The sequence below is a fragment of the Serpentinicella alkaliphila genome (assembly GCF_018141405.1).
In the GTDB taxonomy this organism is placed as follows: Bacteria; Bacillota; Clostridia; order Peptostreptococcales; family Natronincolaceae; genus Serpentinicella; species Serpentinicella alkaliphila.
Map to the genome: position 1 here is coordinate 1361143 of NZ_CP058648.1, position 19042 is coordinate 1380184.

Annotated in this window: 8 protein-coding genes, 17 tRNA genes, 5 rRNA genes and 1 riboswitch; of the genes, 29 read left to right on the top strand and 1 reads right to left on the bottom strand. The window is 43.5% G+C overall.

The window, feature by feature from the left end; all coding sequences use genetic code 11:
• Window positions 1-61 precede the first annotated feature (61 nt).
• Window positions 62-697 (bottom strand): sporulation membrane protein YtaF, encoded by a 636-nt coding sequence (gene ytaF, locus HZR23_RS06930; RefSeq protein ID WP_132849738.1) that lies wholly within the window; start codon window positions 695-697, stop codon window positions 62-64.
• A gap of 138 nt (window positions 698-835) precedes the next feature.
• Here ytaF and HZR23_RS06935 point away from each other — a divergent pair, with 138 nt between their 5' ends.
• From HZR23_RS06935 to HZR23_RS07075, 29 genes are all read left to right on the top strand, one after another.
• Complete coding sequence (locus HZR23_RS06935; protein ID WP_132849737.1) at window positions 836-1756, top strand: DMT family transporter; 921 nt, start codon at window positions 836-838, stop codon at window positions 1754-1756.
• Between the two features lie 54 nt (window positions 1757-1810).
• Window positions 1811-1937, top strand: a riboswitch (FMN riboswitch).
• A gap of 114 nt (window positions 1938-2051) precedes the next feature.
• A complete protein-coding gene (gene ribD / locus HZR23_RS06940) occupies window positions 2052-3158 on the top strand; it encodes a bifunctional diaminohydroxyphosphoribosylaminopyrimidine deaminase/5-amino-6-(5-phosphoribosylamino)uracil reductase RibD (protein WP_207667941.1) in 1107 nt (368 codons plus the stop codon).
• Window positions 3159-3160: 2 nt separating this feature from the next.
• Entirely contained in the window at window positions 3161-3820 is a 660-nt protein-coding gene (locus tag HZR23_RS06945; RefSeq protein WP_132849736.1) for a riboflavin synthase, read from the top strand.
• Between the two features lie 11 nt (window positions 3821-3831).
• Entirely contained in the window at window positions 3832-5049 is a 1218-nt protein-coding gene (locus HZR23_RS06950) for a bifunctional 3,4-dihydroxy-2-butanone-4-phosphate synthase/GTP cyclohydrolase II (protein ID WP_132849735.1), read from the top strand.
• Window positions 5049-5510 (top strand): 6,7-dimethyl-8-ribityllumazine synthase, encoded by a 462-nt coding sequence (gene ribH, locus HZR23_RS06955; RefSeq protein ID WP_132849734.1) that lies wholly within the window; start codon window positions 5049-5051, stop codon window positions 5508-5510. The genes HZR23_RS06950 and ribH overlap by 1 nt, the downstream gene beginning before the upstream one ends.
• 259 nt (window positions 5511-5769) lie before the next feature.
• Window positions 5770-6987 carry a DUF1576 domain-containing protein gene (locus HZR23_RS06960; RefSeq protein WP_249536754.1) on the top strand — a complete coding sequence of 406 codons (1218 nt, stop codon included), beginning with the start codon at window positions 5770-5772 and terminating at the stop codon, window positions 6985-6987.
• Window positions 6984-7319, top strand: a complete 336-nt coding sequence (locus HZR23_RS06965; RefSeq protein WP_132849733.1) for a hypothetical protein — start codon at window positions 6984-6986, stop codon at window positions 7317-7319. The genes HZR23_RS06960 and HZR23_RS06965 overlap by 4 nt, the downstream gene beginning before the upstream one ends.
• 448 nt (window positions 7320-7767) lie before the next feature.
• Window positions 7768-9282: ribosomal RNA gene (locus tag HZR23_RS06970) — 16S ribosomal RNA — on the top strand.
• Between the two features lie 207 nt (window positions 9283-9489).
• Window positions 9490-12418, top strand: a 23S ribosomal RNA gene (locus HZR23_RS06975).
• 54 nt (window positions 12419-12472) lie between these two features.
• Window positions 12473-12589: ribosomal RNA gene (rrf, locus tag HZR23_RS06980) — 5S ribosomal RNA — on the top strand.
• Window positions 12590-12595: 6 nt separating this feature from the next.
• Window positions 12596-12670: transfer RNA gene (locus tag HZR23_RS06985), tRNA-Asn, on the top strand.
• A gap of 7 nt (window positions 12671-12677) precedes the next feature.
• A tRNA-Leu gene (locus HZR23_RS06990) sits at window positions 12678-12766 on the top strand.
• Between the two features lie 69 nt (window positions 12767-12835).
• A tRNA-Met gene (locus tag HZR23_RS06995) sits at window positions 12836-12911 on the top strand.
• Between the two features lie 7 nt (window positions 12912-12918).
• Window positions 12919-12993, top strand: a tRNA-Glu gene (locus HZR23_RS07000).
• A gap of 5 nt (window positions 12994-12998) precedes the next feature.
• A tRNA-Val gene (locus HZR23_RS07005) sits at window positions 12999-13074 on the top strand.
• Window positions 13075-13088: 14 nt separating this feature from the next.
• Window positions 13089-13165 (top strand) — tRNA-Asp (locus HZR23_RS07010).
• 30 nt (window positions 13166-13195) lie between these two features.
• Window positions 13196-13270 (top strand) — tRNA-Thr (locus HZR23_RS07015).
• Window positions 13271-13275: 5 nt separating this feature from the next.
• Window positions 13276-13349: transfer RNA gene (locus HZR23_RS07020), tRNA-Gly, on the top strand.
• 13 nt (window positions 13350-13362) lie between these two features.
• Window positions 13363-13439 (top strand) — tRNA-Arg (locus HZR23_RS07025).
• 18 nt (window positions 13440-13457) lie between these two features.
• Window positions 13458-13533 (top strand) — tRNA-Gln (locus HZR23_RS07030).
• Between the two features lie 7 nt (window positions 13534-13540).
• Window positions 13541-13616, top strand: a tRNA-Lys gene (locus HZR23_RS07035).
• Between the two features lie 4 nt (window positions 13617-13620).
• A tRNA-Ser gene (locus HZR23_RS07040) sits at window positions 13621-13709 on the top strand.
• A 5-nt stretch (window positions 13710-13714) separates the two neighbouring features.
• Window positions 13715-13806: transfer RNA gene (locus HZR23_RS07045), tRNA-Ser, on the top strand.
• 7 nt (window positions 13807-13813) lie between these two features.
• Window positions 13814-13890, top strand: a tRNA-Pro gene (locus tag HZR23_RS07050).
• Window positions 13891-13901: 11 nt separating this feature from the next.
• Window positions 13902-13978, top strand: a tRNA-Ile gene (locus HZR23_RS07055).
• A 30-nt stretch (window positions 13979-14008) separates the two neighbouring features.
• Window positions 14009-14084 (top strand) — tRNA-Phe (locus tag HZR23_RS07060).
• Between the two features lie 176 nt (window positions 14085-14260).
• Window positions 14261-15775, top strand: a 16S ribosomal RNA gene (locus HZR23_RS07065).
• A 70-nt stretch (window positions 15776-15845) separates the two neighbouring features.
• Window positions 15846-15922, top strand: a tRNA-Ile gene (locus HZR23_RS07070).
• A gap of 147 nt (window positions 15923-16069) precedes the next feature.
• Window positions 16070-19001, top strand: a 23S ribosomal RNA gene (locus HZR23_RS07075).
• The 16S, 23S and 5S rRNA genes sit together here with 17 tRNA genes alongside, the layout of an rRNA operon.
• Window positions 19002-19042 lie beyond the last annotated feature (41 nt).

Here is a 19042-nt window from a genome sequence, read left to right on the forward strand (position 1 = left end):
AAGAGTGGGTAGCCCACTCTTTAAGGTAATGATAGTAAGTAACAGAGAAATAATTGCTATTTTAAATTAATCGAAATAGCCCTAAAGAAATAAGTATAAAACCGGGTAGAAAAGCAGTTTTTTCTTTAAATTTATTTGCAATAAGATTTTTTCCAATTGTAATTCCTATTAATATAAAAACTATATTAATGATCGCAACTAACAAAAGTGTAAATATAATTAAGTATATGGAAGGGACAGCAACAGCTACTCCGACGGCTAGGGAGTCTATGGCTAGGGCAATACCTAGGAGTACTGCCTCTTTTGTATCTATGATTCCTGAAATATCCAAATCAACTCTTGATGGGTCTCTTAAAATATTGATAGCAATACCTAAAGACTCTATGCTTATAACTGCAATTGGTGTAGGGCCTACAATGTTTTCGGATGGATATTTATAATTAATCCACCCTTGTATAAGTAAATAAGAACCCATGATGAATAATATACCACCGCCAATAACTTGAGTCCATATTTCTGGGACTAACTTTAATAGTATGTTTCCCGCAAAGAAACCTAAGCCGAGCAAAGTTACTGAGAGAATATCCAGGATAATCAAAGATGGGAAAGGGACTTTTATTTTTTTTACACCATAAGCTATTCCTACACTTAAGCTATCTATACTAATAGCGATGGCAATTAAAATGCTCTCTAACATTAAAATCCCCCCTAACTGAAAAACTGCATTCCTTTTATTATAGTATGTTATGGGTAGTATATGGTTACAAATATGTTTACAAAGAGCGTTTAAAAAAATATAATATATGGATAGATATTATGAAAGGGTATGAGGTGAATGAAAGGGAATAAGAAAGTTTTAGCAAATATAGCAGTACTTATGACTATACTTTTTTGGGGGATATCTACTTCAAGTAATAAAATTGCAATAAGAGAGGTACCACCATCTACACTGGCTTTAATAAGATTTATAATTGCATCTTCAATTCTATATATATTAAATAAGAAGTTAAATCCGGATGTTAAGGTTGATAAGGAAGATGTGCCACGAATGATGCTCTGCGGACTTGTAGGGGTAACTATATATTTTAATTTCGAAAACTATGGGGTAAGTTTAATTAATGCCGCAAATGCAACAATTTTATTAGCATCCATACCGCTGTTTACTGTTTTGTTGGATTGGATTGTATTTAAGAAACCTATAGGTTTACAAAAGAGCATAGGTATTTTTCTGTCAATTATAGGTGTTATCTGTGTAATAGGAAATTCCTTAACTATAAATGCTAGTTATAAAGAAATAATTGGGACATTATTAATGATAGGTGCAGCTTTAAGTTGGGCAACCTATTCAATAATAAGTAAAAAAATAGATGGAAAATACCCAACTATTGTTTTGAGCTGTTATCAAAATTTGTATGGGGCACTTTTTTTAATTCCTTTCTCATTGGTTGAGTATAAAAAATGGCAGCCTATTTCACTTTACACTTGGTCCCATATATTATACTTAGCATTAATATGTTCAGCTCTTTGCTATTTTTTATACTTGTTTGCATTAAAAAATTTAGGGGCAACATCTACAAATATTTATATAAATTTAATGCCTTTTGTTGGAATAATTGCTGCATATTTTATGCTTGGGGAAAGACTATATCCACTTCAAATACTTGGTGGGGGAATTATAGTGCTAGGTGTATGCATAGTAAATTTAGAAAAACAAGTTAAAGTAGAGGAAGTATTAGCTACGACAGAAGTGGGTTAAAAAAAACTTGAATTTGATTTGCTCTTATGCTAATATACGATTAATAACAAAATAAATATCCTTCAGGGCGGGGTGAAATTCCCCACCGGCGGTAAATGTTTAACAAAGCCCGCGAGCCAATTTTGGCTGATCTGGTGAAATTCCAGAGCCGACAGTAAAGTCTGGATGAAAGAAGGTAGTAGCAAGTATATTTTCTTCTAAGGTAAATATTACGTTGTATATCTTATGCCCTGAATTTTTCAGGGTATTTTATTTTGTCAAAATTGGGATAATAACTAGGTGGAGGTGACGACTTTTGGATATTAAATATATGAGAAGAGCAATTGATTTAGCTAAAGGCGGTTGGAGTAAAGTTAAGCCCAATCCTTTGGTAGGTGCTGTCATTGTGAAGGATGATATAGTTTTGGCTGAAGGATACCATCATTATTTTGGTGGTGATCATGCAGAGGTTGACGCATTAAAGAAAATCAACTATATAGCAGAAGGGGCTACGATTTATGTTAGTCTAGAACCCTGCTCCCATTACGGTAAAACACCACCCTGTGTTGAAGCTATTATCAAAAGTAAGATAAGTAAAGTGGTCGTCGCAATGGAAGACCCAAATCCCTTAGTTGCTGGAAGAGGAATTAAAATTTTAAGAGATAATGGTATTGAGGTTATATCTGGTATTTTAGAGGAAGAAGCAAAAAAGTTAAATGAAATTTTTATAAAATATATTACCACAAAAAAACCCTTTTTAATTTTAAAGTCTGCAATTACATTAGATGGTAAAATAGCTTCTAAAACGGGGAATTCCAAGTGGATTACTGGTGAAGAGTCTAGGGCCTATACCCATCATATAAGAAATAGGGTTTCAGGTATTATGGTAGGGGTATCAACTGTAATATATGATGATCCTCAGCTTAACACAAGAATAAATGGTAGGGAAGATGTGAGTAATCCGATTAGAATAATTGTTGATGATCAGAATATTAGAATTCCATTAGATTCTAATGTAGTTAGAACTACAAATGAACAAAAGACCATAGTGGTGACTACAGTTAATGCTGAAACTGAGAAGATTGAAAAATTGAAGTCCCTAGGAGTAGATGTAATTTTAACTAAAGATAAAAATGGACAAGTAGATTTAGAAGAACTAATGAACGAGCTAGGAGAAAAGAAGATTGATAGCGTATTATTAGAAGGTGGAGGTACTCTGAATTACTCAGCCCTAGAAAGTGGTATTGTAGATAAAGTAATGTATTTCATTGCACCAAAAATTCTTGGTGGTAGAGATGCAATAACCTCTATCGAAGGAGAAGGAATAGATAAAGTAGATGATGCCTTTAAGATAGATGATATATCGATTAAAAGGTTTGATAAAGATATTTTAGTTGAGGGCTATGTGAGAAAGGAAAGATGATTATGTTCACAGGAATTGTTGAGGAGATAGGACGTATTAAGCAGATACATAGAAGTGGCGATGGGGCTAGTATGATAATTGAAGCTAAAGAAGTTTTAAAAGAAGTAAAACTAGGGGATAGTATTGCTACAAATGGGGTATGTCTAACAGTAAATAAGTTTGATTCTACATATTTTCAGGTAGATATTATGGCCGAAACCATAAGAAATAGTAATTTAAAGTATCTTAAAGAGGGAAGCTTAGTAAATCTAGAAAGAGCATTAGCTGTTGGAGACAGACTTGGCGGACATATTGTTAGTGGACATATTGATGGAGTAGGGATAATACATCAATTTGAAAAAGAAGATAATGCAATTTGGATTACTGTTAAGGCTCCACCTGAAATTCTTAAGTATATAATTTTAAGAGGCTCTATAGCAATAGATGGAGTTAGCTTAACTGTTGCTTACGTAGATCATGAATGCTTCAAAATATCTATGATACCACATACTAAGGATGTAACTATATTAATTCATAAAAAAGTTGGAGATATGGTGAATTTAGAATGTGATATGATGGCAAAATATATTGAAAAAATGCTAAACATCACAATGATGGAAAACAAACCGCAGAAAAAAGATATTACTATGGATCTATTGAAACAAAATGGGTTCTTATCATAAGGAGGATTTATATGGGTTATCAATTTAATACAATTGAAGAAGCAATTGAAGATATAAGAGCAGGTAAGATGATAGTAGTAATAGACGATGAAGATCGTGAAAATGAAGGGGATTTAGTTGGAGCAGCAGATTTAGCTACTCCAGAAATGATTAACTTTATGGCTAAGTATGGTAGAGGTTTAATCTGTTTGCCAATGGTTGAAGAAAAAATTAAACAATTAAACTTGCCTCAAATGGTAACTAATAATACGGATGAGTATACAACTGCTTTTACGGTTTCCATAGACGCTAAGGAAACTACTACAGGTATTTCTGCACACGAAAGAGCTTTCACAATTAAGAAGGCAGTTTCAGATGATGTTAAGCCAGAAGATTTCAAAAGACCTGGTCACATATTTCCACTTTTAGCAAGAAGGGGTGGGGTTTTAGTAAGAGCTGGTCATACTGAGGCATCTGTAGATTTAGCTAGATTAGCTGGACTTGCACCTGCAGGGGTTATATGCGAGATCATGAATGAAGATGGTAGTATGGCAAGAGTTCCTGAACTAATTGAATTTGTTAAAGAACATAATTTAAAATTTATTACTATAGCAGATCTTATTGCATATAGAAGAAAAAATGAGCAAATTGTTAATAGAGTAACTGAAACTAAAATGCCAACTAAGCATGGAGAGTTTAAGATTGTAGGTTATGAAAATGCTGTAAATGGAGAACATCATGTAGCTCTAGTTAAAGGTGAAATTAATGGTGATGAACCAATCCTTGTAAGAGTTCACTCCGAATGTCTGACAGGAGATGCTTTTGGATCCTTAAGATGTGACTGTGGAGATCAATTTGCTGCTGCGATGAAAAAGATTAATGAGGCAGGTAAAGGAGTCCTATTGTATATGCGTCAAGAAGGTCGAGGTATAGGACTTATTAATAAACTTAAAGCCTATGCGCTTCAAGATGAAGGTTATGATACAGTTGAAGCTAATTTAGCCTTAGGGTTCCCAGCGGATATGAGAGATTATGGAGTTGGAGCGCAAATACTTAGGGATTTAGGGGTAAGAAAGATAAGACTAATGACTAATAATCCTAAGAAAATGGTTGGTTTATCAGGATATGATCTTGAGATAGTAGATAGAGAGCCTATTCAAACAAATCATAATGAAAGAAATGAGCATTATTTAAAAACAAAACAACAAAAATTAGGGCATATGCTAAAATTTAAGGAGGAAGAAAAATAATGAGAACTTTTGAGGGAAAATTAACTAGTAAGGATTTGAAATTTGGTATCGTTATAGGACGTTTTAATGAATTTATAGGGTCGAAGCTTTTAGATGGAGCATTAGATGCAATTAAAAGACATGGTGGTTCTTTAGATAATGTTGATATAGCTTGGGTTCCGGGTGCTTTTGAAATCCCATTAACTGCTAAAAAGATGGTTAAAACAAAAAGATATGATGCAGTAATATGTTTAGGGGCAGTAATAAGAGGAGCGACACCTCACTTTGAATATGTTTCTAGCGAAGTGACAAAAGGAGTAGCTTTAGTAGGATTAGAGGCTGAAATACCAACAATATTTGGAGTGTTAACAGTAGACACTATAGAGCAAGCAATTGAACGTGCTGGTACTAAAGCTGGAAATAAAGGCTTTGAGGCAGCTGTAACTGCTATAGAGATGGCAAATCTATTTACTGAAATTTAAGATTCGTACTTTAAATAATTCAATATGGAGAAAAGGGATACTAGCTCGTATCCCTTTTCTTGTCGGCAAATAAATCTAAAACTCCTTGAGTTAACAGTGGTAAACCTTTATAATAGGAGAGGGTTAATTATTTAACTAGCCTTATGGTTTAACTATAGACGGGGGGATGAAGATGGAAAAGGTAAGTAATGCGAAAGTTGTAAAGGAGAGAGAGGACGTGTTTGAAACAAATAAAGTTACAGAGTAAAATAAGTTCTTAGTGATATTAGGATACTCAGTTTTGTTACTGCTATCAGCATTTTTATTTAATAGTCCAGCAGAGATAATTGAAGGTATGATTAGTTTAACTAAAGCACCGAGTATACTTGTAACGGACTATATGGCCGTCGGAAATGTAGGGGCTGCGATCTTTAATAGCTCATTACTGATGGTTATAGCTACTTTGATTGCTAAGAAAAGCAAGGTGGATTTTAATGGACCGATTATCGCTGCAATTTTTACAATCGGAGGGTTCGCTCTTTTCGGAAAAAATACTTATAATGTATGGCCAATTTTACTAGGTGTACTTATCCATGCGAAAATAAAGGGAGAAAAATTTAGTAAATTTATAATTGTTGCTTACTTTGGAACAGCCCTAGGGCCTTTAATTAGTCAAATTACATTCGGATATGAACTTCCATTAGCAAAAGCTATATTTTTTGCTAATTTAGCAGGGTTAATTGTAGGATTAATTCTTCCTGCATTAGGGGCGCACTTCGTAAAATTCCATCAAGGGTTCAATCTATATAATATCGGTTTTACAGCTGGAATTGTAGGAACTTTTTTTATGGCACTCCTAAGATCCTTAGGTTTTGATAACCCAAGAACACTTTATTTAGCAGAAGGTTATAATAGGGTTTTAGGTATCTATTTAACAATTATATTTATTTCGATGATTATTTTAGGATATATTTTTAATAATAAAAGTTTTAGTGGTTATACTAGTTTAGTAAAGAGATCTGGTAGAGCCGTAACAGATTTTGTAGTATTAGACGGTTTCGGATTAACTCTTGTTAATATGGGTCTAGTTGGATTCATTACTATGGGATATATATTGGCAGTAGGTGGACAACTTAATGGTCCGATTATTGGTGGTATTTATACTGTAGTTGGATTCGGAGCTTTTGGTAAGCACTCGAAGAACATTATTCCAATTATGATTGGAGTTTATCTTGGAGCATTATTAAATGTATGGGACGTTAATGCAATTGGTCCTTTACTTGCTGCCCTATTCGGTACAACTTTAGCACCAGTAGCTGGTGAATATGGATGGAAGTTTGGAATTGTTGCAGGATTCATGCACATGGCCATGGTAATGAATGTAGGTGGACTACATGGTGGAATGAACTTGTACAATAATGGTTTCTCTGGTGGTATTGTTGCGGCAATATTAATACCTGTAATTGATGCATTTATGAGAAAGGAAGAATCTGCTTGAGGGAAAGATTAAAATCTATTAAAATAGTAGATGAACTAATCAACTACTGCTATAATTTAGGAATATCACAAATTCATGTAGATTTAGAGGACGTAGAAAGTGCTATAAAAATTACTGTTGAAGGTTTTTGTGATGGGATAGCAGAGGAAGAGCTTCAATCCCTTAATGATTTTTTAAGTATACCTAGGCAGGAAGAAGTAGAGGAATACTACTGGGAGCTGATAGGTGAGGGTAATAAAAATGAATTAGCCTTAGTTGGAATGGTTATTGACGACGGTCAAGCAATTTATTCTAATAAAAGGCTTAATATAACTGTATTATTGAAAAAGTAGTTTTACTTCTTTATTAGATGCTAAATAAAAGGGTAAGTAAAAAACTTATCCTTTTATTATTTAATTATGAATAAAGATTTAGTTTGTAGGGTATATTCCATAAATAGGGTGCCAATTATAGTTGACTTTGCTTAGCATAAATGGTATTATTATTTTCCGCCCTTTTGATAGGGGCTGGACGTTAAGTTAACAGGTAATGATTGTAATAAAAGGTTTGTTACAATAGGTTGACAAATGACATCAAAAATGATACTATAACTAAGTCGCTAAAACGACAAACACCGATAACAAAATTTAAAGCTCTTAAAAAAAAGAATTGACATAAGAAATCAAAAATGATATACTAGATAAGTCGCCAAAAGCGGCAGATAAAAAAGGTCTTTGAAAACTAAACAGTATAGAAAGCCAGCAAGAAAAAAAGCATCAAAAAGATGCAACCCAGAAATTTTTAATTAAGAGTTTGATCCTGGCTCAGGATGAACGCGGCGGCGTGCCTAACACATGCAAGTCGAGCGAGGAGGAGGAAGCTTGCTTCCAAATCCTAGCGGCGGACGGGTGAGTAACGCGTGGGCAACCTACCCTATGCAGGGGGATAACATTGGGAAACCAGTGCTAATACCGCATAAAGCCGATTAGGGGCATCCCTAAATGGTCAAAGAACTTCGGCATAGGATGGGCCCGCGTCTGATTAGTTAGTTGGTAAGGTAATGGCTTACCAAGACGATGATCAGTAGCCGACCTGAGAGGGTGACCGGCCACACTGGAACTGAGACACGGTCCAGACTCCTACGGGAGGCAGCAGTGGGGAATATTGCACAATGGGGGAAACCCTGATGCAAAGCAACGCCGCGTGAGCGAAGAAGGCCTTCGGGTCGTAAAGCTCTGTCCTAAGGGAAGATAATGACGGTACCTTAGGAGGAAGCCCCGGCTAACTACGTGCCAGCAGCCGCGGTAATACGTAGGGGGCAAGCGTTATCCGGAATCACTGGGCGTAAAGGGTGCGTAGGCGGCCAAACAAGTCAGGGGTGAAAGGCTACGGCTCAACCGTAGTAAGCCTTTGAAACTGTTTGGCTTGAGTGCAGGAGAGGAGAGTGGAATTCCTAGTGTAGCGGTGAAATGCGTAGATATTAGGAGGAACACCAGTGGCGAAGGCGACTCTCTGGACTGTAACTGACGCTGAGGCACGAAAGCGTGGGGAGCAAACAGGATTAGATACCCTGGTAGTCCACGCCGTAAACGATGAGTGCTAGGTGTTGGAGGGAGACCTTCAGTGCCGGAGCTAACGCATTAAGCACTCCGCCTGGGGAGTACGCTCGCAAGAGTGAAACTCAAAGGAATTGACGGGGACCCGCACAACGGCGGAGCATGTGGTTTAATTCGAAGCAACGCGAAGAACCTTACCTGGACTTGACATCCTTTAGACAGAACCTTAACCGGTTCCTTCTCTTCGGAGACTGAAGTGACAGGTGGTGCATGGTTGTCGTCAGCTCGTGTCGTGAGATGTTGGGTTAAGTCCCGCAACGAGCGCAACCCTTATCTTTAGTTGCCAGCACTTAGGGTGGGCACTCTAGAGAGACTGCCGGGGATAACTCGGAGGAAGGTGGGGATGACGTCAAATCATCATGCCCCTTATGTTCAGGGCTACACACGTGCTACAATGGCCGATACAAAGGGCAGCAAGAGAGTGATCTTAAGCAAATCCCATAAAGTCGGTCCCAGTTCGGATTGTGGGCTGAAACTCGCCCACATGAAGCTGGAGTTGCTAGTAATCGCGAATCAGAATGTCGCGGTGAATGCGTTCCCGGGTCTTGTACACACCGCCCGTCACACCATGGGAGTCGGAAGCACCCGAAGCCAGCTACTTAACCAGAAATGGAGAGAGCTGTCGAAGGTGAAGTCGATGACTGGGGTGAAGTCGTAACAAGGTAGCCGTATCGGAAGGTGCGGCTGGATCACCTCCTTTCTAAGGAGAAAAGCTTCTATACTGTTTAGTTTTGAGAGACCTTCGATGAAGGTTTTTTCAAAAAAGAAGTAATTTAATATGAAGCTCAGCTAATGCTGAGTACTTCAATTACACCAAATACGAGACTTGGGTAATTAAAGCATGTTCTTTGAAAACTGCAAAGTGAGAAATAAAGTTAAGTAAAGAAATTTACAAGCATCTTTTAAAGGTCAAGCTAGTAAGGGCAAAGGGAGGATGACTTAAGCATAAGGAGCCGAAGAAGGACGTGGTAAGTCATGAAAAGCTACGGGAGCCGCAAGCAGGCAAAGATCCGTAGATGTCCGAATGGGGAAACCCACTTGAAGTAATATTCAAGTATCTGCTAGTGAATAAATAGCTAGTAGAGGGGATACCAGGGGAACTGAAACATCTAAGTACCCTGAGGAGTAGAAAGAAAAATCGATTCCCTAAGTAGTGGCGAGCGAAAAGGGATAAGCCCAAACCGAAAGTTTACTTTCGGGGTTGAGGACATAGCAAAAAAGGAGAGGTATCGTAGTAGAAGATGACTGGAAAGTCAGGCCAAAGAGGGTAAAAGCCCCGTATACGAAACGAGAAGACTCTAAGCTATGATCCAGAGTACCACGGGACACGTGAAACCCTGTGGGAAGCAGGGGGGACCACCCCCCAAGGCTAAATACTACCTGGTGACCGATAGCGCATAGTACCGTGAGGGAAAGGTGAAAAGAACCCCGGGAGGGGAGTGAAATAGAACCTGAAACCCTTTGCTTACAAGCTGTGGGAGCACGTTAAAGTGTGACCGCGTACTTTTTGTAGAACGGGCCAACGAGTTATGATATGTAGCAAGGTTAAGGACTAAAGGTCCGGAGCCGAAGCGAAAGCGAGTCTTAATAGGGCGAAAGTTGCATGTCATAGACCCGAAACCGAGCGACCTACCCATGGGCAGGATGAAGCGGAAGTAAAATTTCGTGGAGGTCCGAACCAATTGACGTTGAAAAGTCACTGGATGACCTGTGGGTAGAGGTGAAATTCCAATCGAGCTCGGAGATAGCTGGTTCTCGCCGAAATAGCTTTAGGGCTAGCCTCGATTAAATGAGTTACGGAGGTAGAGCACTGAATGACCTAGGGGCCTTCACCGGTTACCAAAGTCTATCAAACTCCGAATGCCGTAAACTTAAGATCGGGAGTCAGACTACGAGTGATAAGATCCGTGGTCAAGAGGGAAAGAGCCCAGACCATCAGCTAAGGTCCCAAAGTATACGTTAAGTGGAAAAGGATGTGGGATTGCATAGACAACCAGGATGTTGGCTTAGAAGCAGCCATACATTTAAAGAGTGCGTAATAGCTCACTGGTCGAGTGATCCTGCGCCGAAAATGTCCGGGGCTCAAACGTATCACCGAAGCTATGGATGTAGAAATACATGGTAGGCGAGCGTTCTATGTGGGTAGAAGCTATACCGGAAGGAGTAGTGGACTGCATAGAAGTGAGAATGTTGGCATGAGTAGCGAGAGGCAGGTGAGAATCCTGCCCGTCGAAAGCCTAAGGTTTCCTGAGGAAGGTTCGTCCGCTCAGGGTAAGTCGGGACCTAAGCCGAGGCCAAGTGGCGTAGGTGATGGACAACAGGTTGAAATTCCTGTACCACCAAGAATCGTTTGAGAGAAGGGGGGACACAGGAGGATAGGTCAAGCGCACCGTTGGTTGAGTGCGTCTAAGCAGGTAGGGAGAAAAGGCAGGCAAATCCGCTTTTTCATAGATCCCGAGATGTGATGGGGAGCGAAAAATAAGTAGCGAAGTGACTGAATCCAAACTGTCGAGAAAAGCCTCTATCGAGATTTAAGGTGCCCGTACCGCAAACCGACACAGGTAGGCGAGGAGAGAATCCTAAGACGAACGGGAGAAGCATTGTTAAGGAACTCGGCAAAATGACCCCGTAACTTCGGGAGAAGGAGAAGGGGTCGGGATGTGTGAAGGCTTCGCGCCGTAAGCATAACCCGGCCGCAGAGAATAGGTCCAAGCGACTGTTTAGCAAAAACATAGGTCTCTGCTAAGTCGAAAGACGACGTATAGGGCCGACGCCTGCCCGGTCTTTGGAAGGTTAAGGGGAAGTGTTAGGGTTAAGCTCGAAGCACAGAACTTAAGCCCCAGTAAACGGCGGCCGTAACTATAACGGTCCTAAGGTAGCGAAATTCCTTGTCGGGTAAGTTCCGACCCGCACGAAAGGCGTAACGATTTGGACGTTTGTCTCAACAATGCACCCGGTGAAATTGTAATACCAGTGAAGATCTTTGGTTACCCGCGACAGGACGGAAAGACCCCGTGGAGCTTTACTGCAACTTGACATTGGATTTTGATACTACATGTACAGAATAGGTGGGAGACTAAGATACTAGGACGCCAGTCTTGGAGGAGTCGACGTTGGGATACCACTCTTGTATTATTGAAGTTCTAACCATGAGCCATGATCTGGTTTTGGGACACTGTCAGGTGGGCAGTTTGACTGGGGCGGTCGCCTCCTAAAGAGTAACGGAGGCGCTCAAAGGTTCCTCAAAGACGGTCGGAAATCGTGCGAAGAGTGTAAAGGCAGAAGGGAGCTTGATTGCGAGACAAACAGGTCGAGCAAGGACGAAAGTCGGACTTAGTGATCCGGCACCGAGTGGAAGGGCCATCGCTCAACGGATAAAAGCTACCCCGGGGATAACAGGCTTATCTCCCCCAAGAGTCCACATCGACGGGGAGGTTTGGACCTCGATGTCGGCTCATCACATCCTGGGGTGAAGTAGGTCCCAAGGGTTGGGCCATTCGCCCATTAAAGTGGTACGCGAGTCGGGTTCAGAACGTCGTGAGACAGTTCGGTCCTATCCGTCGCGGGCGCAGGAAATTTGAGAGGAGTTTGTCCTTAGTACGAGAGGACCGGGATGGACGTACCGGTGCACCAGTTGTTCCGCCAGGAGCACACTGGGTAGCTAAGTACGGAAGGGATAAGTCTTTGAAGGCATCTAAGCACGAAGCCCCCTCAAGATAAGATTTCCCACCCGAAAGGGGTAAGACCCCAGAGAGACTATCTGGTAGATAGGTCGGAGGTGTAAGTGCAGTAATGCATTAAGCTGACCGATACTAATAGGTCGAGGGCTTGACCAAAAAAGATGAAAGCTTTAAAATCTCACTTGTAGTTTTGAGAGAACACTCTCAATAAATCGTGACAATAGCGAAGGGGTCACACCTGTTCCCATACCGAACACAGAAGTTAAGCCCTTCAGCGCCGATGGTACTTGGCGGGCAGCCGCCTGGGAGAGTAGGTCGTTGCGGTTTAGATGTTCCAAAGTAGCTCAATGGTGGAGCAACCGGCTGTTAACCGGTAGGTTGGAGGTTCGAGCCCTCTCTTTGGAGCCATTTATATGCCGAGGTGGCGGAACTGGCAGACGCACAGGACTTAAAATCCTGCGGTCCTTCAAGATCGTACCGGTTCGATTCCGGTCCTCGGCACCAGTTTTAAATATGAAACTCGGCTATAGTATTACACTCACACTAAATCGGAGATTTAGGTGATTGCAATATCGCGGGGTGGAGCAGTTGGCAGCTCGTCGGGCTCATAACCCGAAGGTCGTAGGTTCAAGTCCTGCCCCCGCAACCATAAACTAGGCCCCTTGGTCAAGCGGTCAAGACACCGCCCTTTCACGGCGGTAACAGGGGTTCGATTCCCCTAGGGGTCACCAAATATGGGCGCATAGCTCAGCTGGGAGAGCACCTGCCTTACAAGCAGGGGGTCACAGGTTCAAGTCCTGTTGCGCCCACCATATTTTAAACAAGTGGTCCGGTAGTTCAGTTGGTTAGAATGCCAGCCTGTCACGCTGGAGGTCGAGGGTTCGAGCCCCTTCCGGATCGCCATTTTAAAACTAAATTAGAAAATATATTAATGCTGGCGTGGCTCAACGGTAGAGCAGCTGACTTGTAATCAGCAGGTTGTAGGTTCGATTCCTATCGCCAGCTCCATATATGCGGGTGTAGTTCAGTGGTAGAACTTCAGCCTTCCAAGCTGACCGCGAGGGTTCGATTCCCTTCACCCGCTCCAATAATATATACATGTGCCCATAGCTCAGCTGGATAGAGCAACGGCCTTCTAAGCCGTGTGTCCGGGGTTCGAATCCCTGTGGGCACGCCATGTTATAAATTTCAATGTTGGGATATAGCCAAGTCGGTAAGGCAACGGACTTTGACTCCGTCATTCTCAGGTTCGAGTCCTGATATCCCAGCCATATAAGTGATCCATTAGCTCAGTCGGTAGAGCACCTGACTTTTAATCAGGGTGTCCCGCGTTCGAGTCGCGGATGGATCACCATTTAGGAGAGGTGTCCGAGCGGTTTAAGGAGCTGGTCTTGAAAACCAGTGACTCCGAAAGGGGCCGTGGGTTCGAATCCCACCCTCTCCGCCAATAATGGAGAAGTACTCAAGTAGGCTGAAGAGGACGGTTTGCTAAACCGTTAGGTCGTGTATGCGGCGCGCGGGTTCGAATCCCGCCTTCTCCGCCATTATTATCCGGGTGTAGCGCAGTTTGGTAGCGCACATGGTTTGGGACCATGGGGTCGGGAGTTCGAATCTCTCCACCCGGACCATTTTTTAGTGAGGGCCTTTAGCTCAGTTGGTCAGAGCATCCGGCTCATAACCGGCAGGTCCGGGGTTCGAGTCCCTGAAGGCCCACCATATAACTTCATTATTTAATGGTATATATATGCCCAGATAGCTCAGTCGGTAGAGCAGGAGACTGAAAATCTCCGTGTCGGTGGTTCGATTCCGCCTCTGGGCACCATTTATTGCAAATAATTATTTCAAATTATTACCAAGCAATAAGAATTGACATAAGAAATCAAAAATGATATATTAGATAAGTCGCCAAAAGCGGCAGATAAAAAAGGTCTTTGAAAACTAAACAGTATAGAAAGCCAGCAAGAAAAAAAGCATCAAAAAGATGCAACCCAGAAATTTTTAATTAAGAGTTTGATCCTGGCTCAGGATGAACGCTGGCGGCGTGCCTAACACATGCAAGTCGAGCGAGGAGGAGGAAGCTTGCTTCCAAATCCTAGCGGCGGACGGGTGAGTAACGCGTGGGCAACCTACCCTATGCAGGGGGATAACATTGGGAAACCAGTGCTAATACCGCATAAAGCCGATTAGGGGCATCCCTAAATGGTCAAAGAACTTCGGCATAGGATGGGCCCGCGTCTGATTAGTTAGTTGGTAAGGTAATGGCTTACCAAGACGATGATCAGTAGCCGACCTGAGAGGGTGACCGGCCACACTGGAACTGAGACACGGTCCAGACTCCTACGGGAGGCAGCAGTGGGGAATATTGCACAATGGGGGAAACCCTGATGCAGCAACGCCGCGTGAGCGAAGAAGGCCTTCGGGTCGTAAAGCTCTGTCCTAAGGGAAGATAATGACGGTACCTTAGGAGGAAGCCCCGGCTAACTACGTGCCAGCAGCCGCGGTAATACGTAGGGGGCAAGCGTTATCCGGAATCACTGGGCGTAAAGGGTGCGTAGGCGGCCAAACAAGTCAGGGGTGAAAGGCTACGGCTCAACCGTAGTAAGCCTTTGAAACTGTTTGGCTTGAGTGCAGGAGAGGAGAGTGGAATTCCTAGTGTAGCGGTGAAATGCGTAGATATTAGGAGGAACACCAGTGGCGAAGGCGACTCTCTGGACTGTAACTGACGCTGAGGCACGAAAGCGTGGGGAGCAAACAGGATTAGATACCCTGGTAGTCCACGCCGTAAACGATGAGTGCTAGGTGTTGGAGGGAGACCTTCAGTGCCGGAGCTAACGCATTAAGCACTCCGCCTGGGGAGTACGCTCGCAAGAGTGAAACTCAAAGGAATTGACGGGGACCCGCACAAGCAGCGGAGCATGTGGTTTAATTCGAAGCAACGCGAAGAACCTTACCTGGACTTGACATCCTTTAGACAGAACCTTAACCGGTTCCTTCTCTTCGGAGACTGAAGTGACAGGTGGTGCATGGTTGTCGTCAGCTCGTGTCGTGAGATGTTGGGTTAAGTCCCGCAACGAGCGCAACCCTTATCTTTAGTTGCCAGCACTTAGGGTGGGCACTCTAGAGAGACTGCCGGGGATAACTCGGAGGAAGGTGGGGATGACGTCAAATCATCATGCCCCTTATGTTCAGGGCTACACACGTGCTACAATGGCCGATACAAAGGGCAGCAAGAGAGTGATCTTAAGCAAATCCCATAAAGTCGGTCCCAGTTCGGATTGTGGGCTGAAACTCGCCCACATGAAGCTGGAGTTGCTAGTAATCGCGAATCAGAATGTCGCGGTGAATGCGTTCCCGGGTCTTGTACACACCGCCCGTCACACCATGGGAGTCGGAAGCACCCGAAGCCAGCTACTTAACCAGAAATGGAGAGAGCTGTCGAAGGTGAAGTCGATGACTGGGGTGAAGTCGTAACAAGGTAGCCGTATCGGAAGGTGCGGCTGGATCACCTCCTTTCTAAGGAGAAAAGCTTCTATACTGTTTAGTTTTGAGAGACTTTGTCTTTCAATAACAAAAGATAAAAATTGGGCTCATAGCTCAGGTGGTTAGAGCGCACGCCTGATAAGCGTGAGGTCGGTGGTTCGAGTCCACTTGAGCCCACCAAACAAATGCCATCAAGTACCAATTGACATGAAGATAAAAAGATGGTAATATAGTATTCCGGCCAAAAGGCAGGAAGAACAAGTGTTCTTTGAAAACTGCAAAGTGAGAAATAAAGTTAAGTAAAGAAATTTACAAGCATCTTTTAAAGGTCAAGCTAGTAAGGGCAAAGGGAGGATGACTTGGCACCAGGAGCCGAAGAAGGACGTGGTAAGTCATGAAAAGCTACGGGAGCCGCAAGCAGGCAAAGATCCGTAGATGTCCGAATGGGGTCCCACTTGAAGTAATATTCAAGTATCTGCTAGTGAATAAATAGCTAGTAGAGGGGATACCAGGGGAACTGAAACATCTAAGTACCCTGAGGAGTAGAAAGAAAAATCGATTCCCTAAGTAGTGGCGAGCGAAAAGGGATAAGCCCAAACCGAAAGTTTACTTTCGGGGTTGAGGACATAGCAAAAAAGGAGAGGTATCGTAGTAGAAGATGACTGGAAAGTCAGGCCAAAGAGGGTAAAAGCCCCGTATACGAAACGAGAAGACTCTAAGCTATGATCCAGAGTACCACGGGACACGTGAAACCCTGTGGGAAGCAGGGGGACCACCCCCAAGGCTAAATACTACCTGGTGACCGATAGCGCATAGTACCGTGAGGGAAAGGTGAAAAGAACCCCGGGGGGAGTGAAATAGAACCTGAAACCCTTTGCTTACAAGTGTGGGAGCACGTTAAAGTGTGACCGCGTACTTTTTGTAGAACGGGCCAACGAGTTATGATATGTAGCAAGGTTAAGGACTAAAGGTCCGGAGCCGAAGCGAAAGCGAGTCTTAATAGGGCGAAAGTTGCATGTCATAGACCCGAAACCGAGCGACCTACCCATGGGCAGGATGAAGCGGAAGTAAAATTTCGTGGAGGTCCGAACCAATTGACGTTGAAAAGTCACTGGATGACCTGTGGGTAGAGGTGAAATTCCAATCGAGCTCGGAGATAGCTGGTTCTCGCCGAAATAGCTTTAGGGCTAGCCTCGATTAAATGAGTTACGGAGGTAGAGCACTGAATGACCCAGGCCTTCACCGGTTACCAAAGTCTATCAAACTCCGAATGCCGTAAACTTAAGATCGGGAGTCAGACTACGAGTGATAAGATCCGTGGTCAAGAGGGAAAGAGCCCAGACCATCAGCTAAGGTCCCAAAGTATACGTTAAGTGGAAAAGGATGTGGGATTGCATAGACAACCAGGATGTTGGCTTAGAAGCGACCATACATTTAAAGAGTGCGTAATAGCTCACTGGTCGAGTGATCCTGCGCCGAAAATGTCCGGGGCTCAAACGTATCACCGAAGCTATGGATGTAGAAATACATGGTAGGCGAGCGTTCTATGTGGGTAGAAGCTATACCGGAAGGAGTAGTGGACTGCATAGAAGTGAGAATGTTGGCATGAGTAGCGAGAGGCAGGTGAGAATCCTGCCCGTCGAAAGCCTAAGGTTTCCTGAGGAAGGTTCGTCCGCTCAGGGTAAGTCGGGACCTAAGCCGAGGCCAAGTGGCGTAGGTGATGGACAACAGGTTGAAATTCCTGTACCACCAAGAATCGTTTGAGAGAAGGGGGGACACAGGAGGATAGGTCAAGCGCACCGTTGGTTGAGTGCGTCTAAGCAGGTAGGGAGAAAAGGCAGGCAAATCCGCTTTTTCATAGATCCCGAGATGTGATGGGGAGCGAAAAATAAGTAGCGAAGTGACTGAATCCAAACTGTCGAGAAAAGCCTCTATCGAGATTTAAGGTGCCGTACCGCAAACCGACACAGGTAGGCGAGGAGAGAATCCTAAGACGAACGGGAGAAGCATTGTTAAGGAACTCGGCAAAATGACCCCGTAACTTCGGGAGAAGGTCTTAAGTGCCGGGATGTGTGAAGGCTTCGCGCCGTAAGCATAACCCGGCCGCAGAGAATAGGTCCAAGCGACTGTTTAGCAAAAACATAGGTCTCTGCTAAGTCGAAAGACGACGTATAGGGGCCGACGCCTGCCCGGTCTTTGGAAGGTTAAGGGGAAGTGTTAGGGTTAAGCTCGAAGCACAGAACTTAAGCCCCAGTAAACGGCGGCCGTAACTATAACGGTCCTAAGGTAGCGAAATTCCTTGTCGGGTAAGTTCCGACCCGCACGAAAGGCGTAACGATTTGGACGTTTGTCTCAACAATGCACCCGGTGAAATTGTAATACCAGTGAAGATCTTTGGTTACCCGCGACAGGACGGAAAGACCCCGTGGAGCTTTACTGCAACTTGACATTGGATTTTGATACTACATGTACAGAATAGGTGGGAGACTAAGATACTAGGACGCCAGTCTTGGAGGAGTCGACGTTGGGATACCACTCTTGTATTATTGAAGTTCTAACCATGAGCCATGATCTGGTTTTGGGACACTGTCAGGTGGGCAGTTTGACTGGGGCGGTCGCCTCCTAAAGAGTAACGGAGGCGCTCAAAGTTACTCGGCAAAGACGGTCGGAAATCGTGCGAAGAGTGTAAAGGCAGAAGGGAGCTTGATTGCGAGACAAACAGGTCGAGCAAGGACGAAAGTCGGACTTAGTGATCCGGCACCGAGTGGAAGGGCCATCGCTCAACGGATAAAAGCTACCCCGGGGATAACAGGCTTATCTCCCCCAAGAGTCCACATCGACGGGGAGGTTTGGCACCTCGATGTCGGCTCATCACATCCTGGGGTCAAGTAGGTCCCAAGGGTTGGTACATTCGTTCGCCCATTAAAGTGGTACGCGAGTTTGGGTTCAGAACGTCGTGAGACAGTTCGGTCCCTATCCGTCGCGGGCGCAGGAAATTTGAGAGGAGCTGTCCTTAGTACGAGAGGACCGGGATGGACGTACCGCTGGTGCACCAGTTGTTCCGCCAGGAGCACAGCTGGGTAGCTAAGTACGGAAGGGATAAGTGCTGAAGGCATCTAAGCACGAAGCCCCCCTCAAGATAAGATTTCCCACCCGAAAGGGGTAAGACCCCAGAGAGACTATCTGGTAGATAGGTCGGAGGTGTAAGTGCAGTAATGCATTAAGCTGACCGATACTAATAGGTCGAGGGCTTGACCAAAAAAGATGAAAGCTTTAAAATCTCACTTGTAGTTTTGAGAG

Bases quoted from the DNA above. Each gene is read 5' to 3' on its own strand.
- ytaF (WP_132849738.1), bottom strand. From the start codon at position 697: ATGTTAGAGAGCATTTTAATTGCCATCGCTATTAGTATAGATAGCTTA.
- HZR23_RS06935 (WP_132849737.1), top strand. From the start codon at position 836: ATGAAAGGGAATAAGAAAGTTTTAGCAAATATAGCAGTACTTATGACT.
- HZR23_RS06945 (WP_132849736.1), top strand. From the start codon at position 3,161: ATGTTCACAGGAATTGTTGAGGAGATAGGACGTATTAAGCAGATACAT.
- HZR23_RS06950 (WP_132849735.1), top strand. From the start codon at position 3,832: ATGGGTTATCAATTTAATACAATTGAAGAAGCAATTGAAGATATAAGA.
- ribH (WP_132849734.1), top strand. From the start codon at position 5,049: ATGAGAACTTTTGAGGGAAAATTAACTAGTAAGGATTTGAAATTTGGT.